This window comes from Plasticicumulans sp., assembly GCF_035331805.1.
Classification (GTDB): Bacteria; Pseudomonadota; Gammaproteobacteria; order Competibacterales; family Competibacteraceae; genus Plasticicumulans.
Window position 1 is genome coordinate 1 of record NZ_DAOLKE010000109.1, and the last position, 10,511, is coordinate 10,511.

Below are 10,511 nucleotides of genomic sequence, written 5' to 3' on the forward strand. Positions count from 1 at the left end.
CCGCGCCAGGTGCTCGCCGCGCTTGCCAGCGCCGTGCCGGGGCCGTCCACGCCGCTGCCCGGCGTCTCCCGCCAGCCGCGGCTGGCCGGCCTGCACCTGCTCGTGATCGAGGACAACGAAACCAACCGCCTGCTGCTCGAAGCCATGCTCGAGCGCGAGGGTGCGCGGCTGACGCTGGCCGTGAACGGGCTGCGGGCGCTGGCCAGCCTCACGGCCCTCGGCCCGGCGCAGTTCGATCTGGTGCTGACCGACCTGCAGATGCCGGAGATGGACGGCTACGAGACCGCCCGGCGCATCGCCGCGCTCGCTCCCGATCTGCCGGTGCTCGCCCTCAGTGCGCATGCGCTGCCGGACGAGCGCGAGCGCTGCCTGGTCGCGGGCATGAAGGAACAGCTGACGCGCCCGGTCAGCGCCGATGCGCTGGTCGACGCCGTGCTGCGCTACTGCCGCAGGCCGCCGGGGGTGCCCGCCGTCCCGCCGGCCGCGGCGCCGGAGCGGGCCGTGACCGAGGTCAGGGCCGCTGCCGGACCGGCCCCGCTCGACTGGGCGGCGATCGAGGCCGACTTTCCGGGGCGCCCCGACTTCCTGCGCCGGCTCATCGACACCGTGCTCGCCAGCAACGCCGGCGTGCCGGCGCGCATCGCCGAGGCGCAGGCCGCGCAGGATCTCGGCGCGCTCGGTTTCGTCGCGCACAGCCTCAAGGGCATGAGCGGCACGCTGCACGCCGGGGCACTGCGCGCGCTCGCGACCCGGGTCGAGACCCTGGCGCGGCGCGGCGATGCCGGGGCCTGGGCGCTGTGCGAGGCGCTCGAAGGGGCGCTGGCCGAACTGCTCGACGCGCTGCGGGCGCGGCGACGGACGCTGTAGAGCCCTCCTTGGACACGCCCGGGTCTTCCGCGCCGGCCGGCGGCCTGCGCCGGCCGGTGCTGATCGTGGCCGCGCTGCTGATCCTGGGCGCGGCCGGGCTCGCGATGCTGGCGCTGCTGCCCGGCGAGGAGGACGCCTGGACGCGCATCCGGCGCAGCGGCAGCGTGCGCATCGGCCACACGGCCGAAGCCCCGTATGCGTGGCGTACGCCCGACGGCCGCGTCACCGGCGAGGCGCCCGAACTCGCGCGCGCGGTGTTCGCGCAGCTCGGCATCCAGCACATCGAATGGGTCGAGGTGCAGTTCGGCTCGCTGATCCCGCAGCTGCGCACGGGGCGCTTCGATGTCATCGCCGCCGGCATGTACGTGACCCCGGCGCGCGAACGGCAGATCGCCTTCAGCCACCCGAGCTACTGCACGCACGCCGCGCTGCTGGTGCGTCACGCCGATGCACAGCGCCTGCGCGGCTATGCCGATCTGGTGCAGTCCCCCGGCGCGCGGCTCGCGGTGCTCGCCGGCGCGGTCGAGGGTGAGGCCGCACTCGCCGCCGGCGTGCCGGCCGGGCGCATCCTCGCCTTTCCCGATCCCGCGAGTGCCGCGCAGGCGGTGGCCGATGGCGAGGCCGAGGCGCTGGCGCTGTCGGCGCCGAGCGTGCAGTGGCTGGCCGATCGCGATCCGCGGCTGAGGCGCGCCGCCGAAGCCGTCACCGCGGCGCCGCCCGAGGGCTGCGGCGCCTTCGGCTTCCGGCAGGAGGACCGGGAACTGCGCCGCCGCTTCGATGCGCAGCTGAGCGCCTTCCTCGGCACGCCCGCGCATGCGGCGCTGGTGCGGCCGTTCGGTTTCACGCCGGCCGAACTGCCGCCGGCGCTGCAGCCGGCGCCGGAGCGCCGGCCGTGAGCGGACGGCTGCAAGGCCTCGGCTGGGGCGAGCGTGCGGTGCTGCTCGCGGCGCTGCTGGTGCTGGTCTCGGGCGGCCTGCTGTGGGGCGTCGGCAGCGCCTCGACGCGCACCTACACGCAGTACATCGCCAGCACCGACAGCCTGGGCCGCGCCCGTCAGGCGCTGACCGAAGCGCGGCTGGGGCTGGCGCGGCTGTCGGCCCGCGAGCCGGGGCTCGATCGCAACGTCGTGCTGGCGCCGCTGGTGCGCGCGCAGCAGGCGGCCCGCGCCGCTCTGGCCGGCCAGAGCGGACTGACGACGCTGGCCGCATCGCAGCCGCCCGCGGGCGAGCTGGCCGCGGAGTTCGCGGAGTTCATCCGTGCGCTCGATGCCTTCGGGCTGGCCGCGCTCGATGCCGACGGACTCGGCGCGCCGGGCACGGCGCTGCGCCTGCACCGCCTGTGGTCCGAGGCCGAACGCAGTGCCGACCGGCTGACCGAACGGCTGTCGGCGACGCTCGCCGGCGATGTCGCCCGCGAACGCCGGCTGCTCGCGCTCGTCGTCGGGCTGTGGCTGCTGTTCGTCGGCGGCGGTGCGCTGCTGCTGCTGGCGGCGATCCGCAAGGACCGCGCCAGCCGCCTGCGCCTGCTCGCCAGCGAGGCCGGCCAGCAGGCGCTGCTCGCCGCGCTCGGCGATGGCGTGTTCGTCGTGCAGGGCGGGTGCTTCGTGTGGGCGAATCCGGCGCTGCTCACGCTGCTCGGCTATGCACAGGTCGAGGACTTCGTCGGGCGCGACCCTGCGCAGGTGATCGCGCCGGAGTTCCTGGCGCTGTGGCACCCGCGCGAGCACGGCGCCGAGGAAGGGCTGCCGGCCCTGCCCGGGCGCTGCGAACTGCGGCTGCTGCGGCGCACGCCCGCAGACGCGGAGAGCGGGGGCGGGGACGGCGAGGTCTGGGTCGAGCTGCATGCGGTGGTCGCGCCCTTCGCCGGCCGCCCGGCGCTGATCGGCGTGGCCCGCGACATCGGCGCGCGGCGCGCGGCGCTGAGCGCGGCGCTGGCGCGCACCGGCAGCTTCGAGCCGCTGCCGGTCGCAGTTGATGCCGATGCCGGGGCCGATGCGCACTACCTGCGCCGCGAGCTGTACGCGCAGGTGCAGAGCAACCCGGCGATCTTCGACTTCCTGCAGGCCGGCTCGCTCGATGGCCTCTGGTACTGGGACCTCGAACGGCCCGAACATGAGTGGATGAACGCGCGCTTCTGGCGCGTGCTCGGATACGATCCGGCGACGAAGCAGCATCTGGCCGCCGAGTGGCAGGACCTGATCTTTCCCGAGGACCTCGCGCTCGCGATCGACAACTTCCGCAGGCACTGCGCCGATGCCCGGCACCCCTACGACCAGATTGTCCGCTACCGCCACGCCGACGGCTCGACGGTCTGGGTGCGCTGTCGCGGCATTGCCATCCGCGACGCCGCCGGCCGGGCGCTGCGCATGCTCGGGGCGCACACCGACGTGACCGGCATCATGCGTGCCGAGGAAGCGCGCAGCGCCGCCGTGGCGCTCGCCGAGAGCGAGCGGCGGCTGCGCGAACTCGCCGATTCGCTGCCGCAGCTGGTCTGGACCTGCCGCCCGGATGGCTGGTGCGACTTCCTGAGCCGGCGCTGGGTCGAATACACCGGCCAGCCCGAGGCCGCGCAGCTCGGCAGCGGCTGGCTCGAACACGTCTACCCGGATGACCGCGAGCGGCTGGTGGCGGCGTGGACGGCGGCGGTCGCCGGCGGCCACGATTTCAGCGTCGAATTCCGCATCCGCCGCGCCGCCGACGGCGCCTGGCGCTGGTTCGACACGCGCGCGCTGCCGCTGCGCGATGCGCAGGGCCGCATCGTGCGCTGGTTCGGCACCAACACCGACGTGCAGGCCGCGCGCGAGACCGCCGAGGCGCTGCGCGCGAGCGAGGCGCGCTTCCGGGCGCTGCTCGATCAGGCCGCCGATGCCATCTACGTGCACGATGCCGACGGGCGCCTGTGCGACGTGAACCACCGTGCCTGCGAGACCCTCGGCCTGCCGCGTGCGACGCTGCTGACGATGAACGTCGCCGATGTCGATCCGGCCTTGCCGGCCGCGGGTCTGGCGTTCTGGCACACGCTCACGCCCGGCGAGTCCCTGACGCTGCGCAGCCGCCACCGCCGCGGTGACGGCAGTGATTTTCCGGTCGAGCTCAGCGTCGGCGCCGTCGAGATCGGCGGCGAGCGCCGGCTGCTCGCGCTCGCGCGCGACATCAGCGAGCGCGAGCGCGCCGAGGCCGAGATTCACGAGCTGAACGCCTCGCTGGAGCAGCGCGTCGCCGAGCGCACCGCCGAGCTGACCGCCGCCAACCGCGAACTCGACGCCTTCGCCTACGCCGTCTCGCACGACCTGCGCGCGCCGCTGCGCGCGATGTCGGGCTTCAGCACGGCGCTGCTGGAGGACTGCGCCGGGCAGCTCGATGCCGACGGCCGCGCGTATCTCGACCAGATCATCGCGGGCAGCCGGCGCATGGGCGAGCTGATCGACGGCCTGCTGGCGCTGTCGCGCAGCACGCGCGGCGAGCTGCGCCGCGAGCGCGTCGATGTGACCGCGATCATGGCGCGCGTGCGCGAGGAACTCGAAGCGGACGAACCGCAGCGGCGCGTGCACTGGCAGGTCGAGCCGGACCTGCACGTCTGGGGCGATGCCGGCATGCTCGATGCGGTGTTCGCGAACCTCGCCGGCAACGCCTGGAAGTACACCGCCCGCACCGCCGATCCCGTCATCCGCGTGCAGGCGGCAGAGGCCGCTGCCGGCTTCCTGTGCGTGTGCGTCAGCGACAACGGCGCCGGCTTCGACCCGCGCCACGCCGGCAAGCTGTTCCTGCCGTTCCAGCGCCTGCATCGCCAGGACGAGTTTCCCGGCCTCGGCATCGGCCTTGCAACCGCGCAGCGCATCGTGCACCGCCACGGCGGCACGATCGCCGCAAGCGCCGCGCCCGGTCTCGGCGCCCGTTTCTGCATCACGCTGCCCGGTCCGCAGGTGGCCTCCGAAGAGCCCGAATCATGAAGACCTTGCTGATCGTCGAAGACAACCCGCAGGACGAGCTGCTGATCCGCCGCGCCCTGCGCAAGGCCGCGCTCGCCAATCCCGTCGATGTGGTGCGCGACGGCCAGCAGGCGCTCGACTGGCTGTGGCGCGAAGGCGAGTTCGCCGGCTACCCCGACACCGGCCTGCCGGCCGTCGTGCTGCTCGACCTGAGCCTGCCGCGCGTCAGCGGCCTCGACGTGCTCGAACGCCTGCGCGCCGATGCGCGCACGCGCCTGCAGCCGATCGTGGTCCTGACCTCCTCGGACGAGGAGCGTGACCGCCTCACCAGCTACGCCCATGGCGCCAACGCCTTCGTGCGCAAGCCCCTCGACTTCGCCGAGTTCGCCGAGGCGGTCGCGCGCATCGGCGTGTTCTGGCTGATGACCAACGTCGGCCCGGCCTGAAGGGGCGCCGCAGCGCGCAGCGGCATCCGGGCGCATCGCCGCGTGCGGCGCACGGGGAAAAGGCGACCGTCCGCTCAATGCCTTGCAAGGGTTTTTCCGCAGGCTCTCACACGCTCCGGCTGCCGGCCCGGTGCCGGGCCGCGAGCTTCACGTAGTTTTCGGCCGAATAGCCGAGGAACTCGATCTCGCGCTCGCTGAGCGGGCGCTGCTGCCGCGCCGGGCTGCCGACGTACAGGAAGCCGCCTGCGAGCTGCTTGCCCGGCGGCACCACGCAGCCGGCGCCGAGCATCGCGCCGGCGCCGATCCCGGCGCCGTCCATGACGATCGCCCCCATGCCGATCAGGCAGCGATCACCAATCGTGCAGGCGTGCAGCAGCGCCTGATGGCCGATGGTCACGTCCTCGCCCACGGTCGTGGCGCGCCCTCCGGGACAGAAACGCGAATCGTGCGTGACGTGGATGACGGTCCCGTCCTGCACGTTGCTGCGCGCGCCGATGCGGATCGACTGGATGTCGCCGCGCACCACGCACATCGGCCAGATCGAGGCTTCGGCGCCGATCTGCACGTCGCCGATGACGACGGCGCTGTCGTCGATCCAGGCGCTGGCGGCGATATGCGGGACGAGATTTTCGAAACTGCGGATCGGCATCGGGCAATTCTCCGGGGCAGGCAGTCGGAATACGAACATTATTTTGCACTATGAAAGTGCATGTGCGGAAAATCGCACAATGCGCATTGTCGTATGTGTGGAATTCCGCTAATGTGGATAGACAATGGTCTGAATTTCAACCATTAACACTGCCTATTCATGTGATTGTCGTAGAGGTAGACAGGATGGAGCGCAGTCCTCGCAAAGTCCGCAAGCTGCTGGTGGCCAACCGCAGCGAGATCGCCATCCGTGCGATGCGTGCCGCCGCCGAGCTCGGCATCGCCACCGTCGCGATCTATTCGGAGGAAGACCGTTTCGCGCTGCACCGCTTCAAGGCCGACGAGAGTTACCGCGTCGGTCAGGGCCGAAAACCCATCCAGGCCTATCTCGACATCGACGACATCCTGCGCGTCGCCAAAGAGGCCGGTGCCGACGCCATCCATCCCGGCTACGGCTTCCTGTCCGAGAACCCCGACTTCGCCGAAGCCTGCGCGCAGAACGGCATCCTGTTCATCGGTCCCTCGCCCGAGGTCATGCGCACGCTCGGCAACAAGGTCGCCGCGCGCAACGCCGCGGTCGCCGCCGGCGTGCCGGTGATGCCGGCCACCGGCCCGCTGCCGCGCGATCTCGACGAAGTGAAGAAGATGGCTGCCGCCATCGGCTTCCCGTTCATGCTCAAGGCGAGCTGGGGCGGCGGCGGTCGCGGCATGCGCGTGATCGAGACCGAGGCCGATCTCGGTCCGCAGATCGAGGTCGCCCGGCGCGAGGCCGCCGCGGCCTTCGGCAATGACGAGGTCTATCTCGAAAAGCTCGTGCGCCGCGCGCGCCACGTCGAGGTGCAGATCCTCGGCGACCGGCACGGCAACATCGTCCACCTGTTCGAGCGCGACTGCACGGTGCAGCGGCGCAACCAGAAGGTGGTCGAGCGCGCCCCGGCGCCGTATCTCGACGAGGCCACGCGCAGCGAACTCTGCGAATCGGCGCTGCGCCTCGCGCGCCAGGTCGGCTACACGGCCGCCGGCACCGTCGAATTCCTGATGGATGCCGACACCGGCAGGTTCTACTTCATCGAGGTCAACCCGCGCATCCAGGTCGAGCACACCGTCACCGAGCAGGTGACCGGCGTCGACCTGATCAAGGCGCAGATCCGCGTCTGCGAGGGTGCGGCGATCGGCACGCCGGCGAGCGGCGTGCCGGCGCAGGCCGACATCCGCCTGCACGGTCATGCGCTGCAGTGCCGCGTGACCACCGAGGACCCGGAGAACGGCTTCACGCCCGACTACGGCCGCATCCAGGCCTACCGCAGCGCCGCCGGCTTCGGCATCCGCCTCGACGCCGGCACCGCGTACTCGGGCGCCGTGATCACGCCGTATTACGACTCGCTGCTCGTGAAGGTCACGGCCTGGTCGCAGGATTCCGACGACGCCATCCGGCGCATGGACCGGGCGCTGCGCGAGTTCCGCGTGCGCGGGCTGTCGACGAACCTCGCCTTCCTCGTCAACGTCATCAATCACGCGCAGTTCCGGGACGGCAGCTACATCACGCGCTTCATCGACGAGACGCCGGAGCTCTTCCACTTCCCGAAGCGGCGCGACCGCGCCACGCGCCTGCTGCGTTTCATCGCCGAGACCACCGTCAACGGCAACCCCGAGGTCGACGGCCGTGCCCCGGCCGAGAGCCGCCAGCCGGCGCTGCTGCCGAGCGCGCACCCCGGTGCCCCGAAGCCCGGCACGCGCGACAGGCTGCTGGAAATCGGCCCCGAGGCGTTCTCGAAGTGGATGCGCGCCGAAACGCGCGTGCTGCTGACCGACACGACGATGCGCGATGCGCACCAGTCGCTGCTCGCGACGCGCATGCGCACCGACGACATGCTGACGATCGCGCCGTACTACGCCGCGCTGCTGCCGGAGCTGTTCTCGCTCGAATGCTGGGGCGGCGCGACCTTCGACGTGGCGATGCGCTTCCTGAAGGAAGACCCGTGGGAGCGCCTCGCCGGCCTGCGCGAGCGCGTGCCGAACCTCCTGTTCCAGATGCTGCTGCGCGGCGCCAACGCCGTCGGCTACACCAGCTATCCGGACAACGTCGTGCGCTTCTTCGTGAAGCAGGCGGCCGAGTGCGGCATGGACGTGTTCCGCGTGTTCGACAGCCTGAACTGGGTCGAGAACATGCGTGTGGCGATGGATGCCGTGCTCGAATCCGGCAAGCTCTGCGAGGCGACGCTCTGCTACACCGGCGACATGCTCGCGGCCGGTCCGAACAAGTACGACCTCAAGTACTACGTGACGATGGCGAAGGAGCTGGAGAAGGCCGGCGCACACATCCTCGCGGTCAAGGACATGGCCGGCGTCGCCCGCCCGGCGGCGATCCGCAAGCTCGTCACGACGCTGCGCGAGGAAACCGGCCTGCCGATCCACTTCCACACCCATGACACCTCCGGCATCAGCGCCGCCAGCGTGCTCGCGGCGGTCGAGGCCGGCTGCGATGCCGTCGATGGCGCGATGGACGCGATGAGCGGCCTGACCTCGCAGCCGAATCTCGGCTCGATCGCCGTCGCGCTCGCCGACACCGAGCGCGATCCGGGCGTCGACCGCTCCGCGATGCGCGCGATCTCGCACTACTGGGAAGGCGTGCGCCGCTTCTACACCGGCTTCGAGAGCGACATCCGCTCCGGCACGGCCGATGTCTACCGCCACGCGATGCCGGGCGGCCAGTACACCAACCTGCGCGAGCAGGCGCGTTCGCTCGGCATCGATCACCGCTGGGACGAGGTTGCCGAGGCCTACGCGCAGGTCAACGAGCTGTTCGGTGACATCGTCAAGGTGACGCCGACCTCGAAGGTCGTCGGCGACATGGCGCTGATGATGGTCACGCAGGGCCTGAGTGCTGCCGACGTGCAGGACCCGGCGCGCGAGATCGCCTTCCCCGAGTCGGTCGTGCAGCTCTTCCACGGCGACCTCGGTCAGCCGCCGGGCGGCTGGCCGGAAACGCTGATGCGCAAGGTGCTCAACGGCAAGGAGGCGCTGACCGTGCGCCCCGGCGCCGACCTGCCGCCGGCCGACCTCGAAGCGATCCGCAAGGAAGCCGCCACGAAGACCGGCCGCGAGATCGGCGACTACGAGCTGGCCTCGTACCTGATGTACCCGAAGGTCTACACCGACTACGCGAAGGCGCGCAGCCAGTTCGGCGACACCGCGCTGCTGCGCACGCCGGTGTTCTTCTACGGCCTGGAGATCGGCGCGGAAACGACGATCGAGCTCGAAAAGGGCAAGACGCTGCTGGTGCGCCTGCTCGCGGTCAGCGAGCCGGACGACGAAGGCTTCCGCAAGGTGTTCCTGGAGCTGAACGGCCAGGGCCGCAGCGTCAAGGTGCAGCAGAAGGGCTTGGAGGCGATGTCCCGCGCCCATCCGAAGGCCGAGGACGGCAATCCGCATCACGTCGCCGCGCCGATGCCGGGCATGGTCATCAGCGTCGCGGTGCGCCCGGGCCTGAAGGTCGAGCGCGGCGATGCGCTGGTGTCGATCGAGGCGATGAAGATGGAATCGGTGATCCGCGCCGAACGCCCCGGCGTCGTCAAGGAAGTCCACGTCGCCGTCGGGACGGTGGTGGATGCGAAGGATCTGATGGTGGTGATGGGCTGAGCCGGATGGCTGAACGGGCAGGGAGGCCCGGTGCAGATGAACAAAGCCGCTCCGGGTCCGGACCCGGGGCGGCTTTTGTTCTGGCGATCCGAAAGTCTATGCTGATCACATTCCTCCCCGCCGACGGGCGCCAGTCACGATTCGGCAAATGGCCATCGGGTGTGACATGAGCGGACATGACGCAGATTTCTACGGCTGGACCCGGGAACAGGCCGCCGCCTTGCGGGCCGGCCGTTTCGATACGCTGGATCGTGAGGCGCTGGCCGAGGAAATCGAAAGCATGGGCAACCGTGAACGGCGCGAACTGGTCAATCGACTGGCGGTGCTGCTTTGTCATTTGCTGAAATGGCAATATCAGCCGGAACGTCGGGGTTCGAGCTGGCGATCGACGATCCGTGAGCAGCGGCGGCAGGTGGCGCTGATTCTGCGCGACAATCCGAGTCTGCGGCCGAAACTGCCGGAATTGCTGGCGGATGCGTATGAATACGGTGCCGAGGATGCGCTGGAGGAAACCGGCTTCTTCAAGGCGCCCTGGCCGCAGCAGTGTCCGTTCGGGATGGAGCAGGTGCTGGCGGCGGACTTCTGGCCGGTGTGAAGGGTGACGGGTGTTCCCTGAATCTGATTTGCCATGGGGCCGGCTGATCAGGGAGTTGAAGTATTCCTGTCACTCGCCACCGTGTTCCGGTATCCGTGGTTTCATACCGATAACCATCCGGGGCGAGTACCGCAGTATGGGGATGATTTCCGGTTTTCTGGCGGTGCTGGTATTTTTAATCAGTCTGGCCATGTCCTTGCCGGCGGATGCCGCAGGGCTTGAAGTAAGAGAACCATCCAGAATGGTTGTTGCTTCAAGCGGCGCCGATGTTCCGGATGCATTCTGCAAAGGGTTGGCGCTTGCTCCGAAGCAGGTGCGTGTTTTTTTCGGCGTGCCCATGTGGTGAGTCCGGAAGAATTTTCCGAAAATCAGGATTGGCTGCCGTGTA

The 10,511-nt window shown here is 70.4% G+C and carries 8 protein-coding genes; 6 read left to right on the forward strand and 2 right to left on the reverse strand.

What is annotated here, in order from left to right; translation table 11 throughout:
• From PKE44_RS09550 to PKE44_RS09565, 4 genes are all read left to right on the forward strand, one after another.
• Positions 1–867 (forward strand): response regulator (locus PKE44_RS09550; protein WP_324550462.1); only part of this gene is annotated, 867 nt, incomplete at its 5' end.
• 8 nt (positions 868–875) lie between these two features.
• Positions 876–1,763, forward strand: coding sequence for an ectoine/hydroxyectoine ABC transporter substrate-binding protein EhuB (gene ehuB / locus PKE44_RS09555; protein WP_324550463.1), 888 nt, complete (start codon positions 876–878; stop codon positions 1,761–1,763).
• Positions 1,760–4,816: a PAS domain S-box protein gene (locus PKE44_RS09560; protein WP_324550464.1), complete on the forward strand. Its 3,057-nt coding sequence runs from the start codon at positions 1,760–1,762 to the stop codon at positions 4,814–4,816. Before ehuB ends, PKE44_RS09560 begins: the two co-directional genes overlap by 4 nt.
• Positions 4,813–5,241, forward strand: coding sequence for a response regulator (locus tag PKE44_RS09565; protein WP_324550466.1), 429 nt, complete (start codon positions 4,813–4,815; stop codon positions 5,239–5,241). The genes PKE44_RS09560 and PKE44_RS09565 overlap by 4 nt, the downstream gene beginning before the upstream one ends.
• Positions 5,242–5,347: 106 nt before the next feature.
• On the opposite strand, the gene PKE44_RS09570 is transcribed toward PKE44_RS09565, so the two are convergent.
• Entirely contained in the window at positions 5,348–5,890 is a 543-nt protein-coding gene (locus PKE44_RS09570) for a gamma carbonic anhydrase family protein (RefSeq protein WP_324550468.1), read from the reverse strand.
• A 185-nt stretch (positions 5,891–6,075) separates the two neighbouring features.
• Between PKE44_RS09570 and PKE44_RS09575 the strand changes: the two genes are divergently transcribed.
• Both PKE44_RS09575 and PKE44_RS09580 read left to right on the forward strand, forming a co-directional pair.
• A complete protein-coding gene (locus tag PKE44_RS09575; protein WP_324550469.1) occupies positions 6,076–9,528 on the forward strand; it encodes a pyruvate carboxylase in 3,453 nt (1,150 codons plus the stop codon).
• A 148-nt stretch (positions 9,529–9,676) separates the two neighbouring features.
• Positions 9,677–10,123: a DUF29 domain-containing protein gene (locus tag PKE44_RS09580; protein ID WP_324550471.1), complete on the forward strand. Its 447-nt coding sequence runs from the start codon at positions 9,677–9,679 to the stop codon at positions 10,121–10,123.
• A 69-nt stretch (positions 10,124–10,192) separates the two neighbouring features.
• Here PKE44_RS09580 and PKE44_RS09585 read toward each other — a convergent pair.
• The coding region (locus PKE44_RS09585) for a hypothetical protein (protein ID WP_324550474.1) at positions 10,193–10,511 on the reverse strand (319 nt) is incomplete at its 5' end.

Excerpts from the sequence above, each read along its gene's own strand:
- PKE44_RS09575 (WP_324550469.1), top strand. The coding sequence starts at position 6,076 with ATGGAGCGCAGTCCTCGCAAAGTCCGCAAGCTGCTGGTGGCCAACCGC.
- PKE44_RS09580 (WP_324550471.1), top strand. The coding sequence starts at position 9,677 with ATGGCCATCGGGTGTGACATGAGCGGACATGACGCAGATTTCTACGGC.
- PKE44_RS09565 (WP_324550466.1), top strand. The coding sequence starts at position 4,813 with ATGAAGACCTTGCTGATCGTCGAAGACAACCCGCAGGACGAGCTGCTG.
- PKE44_RS09570 (WP_324550468.1), bottom strand. The coding sequence starts at position 5,890 with ATGCCGATCCGCAGTTTCGAAAATCTCGTCCCGCATATCGCCGCCAGC.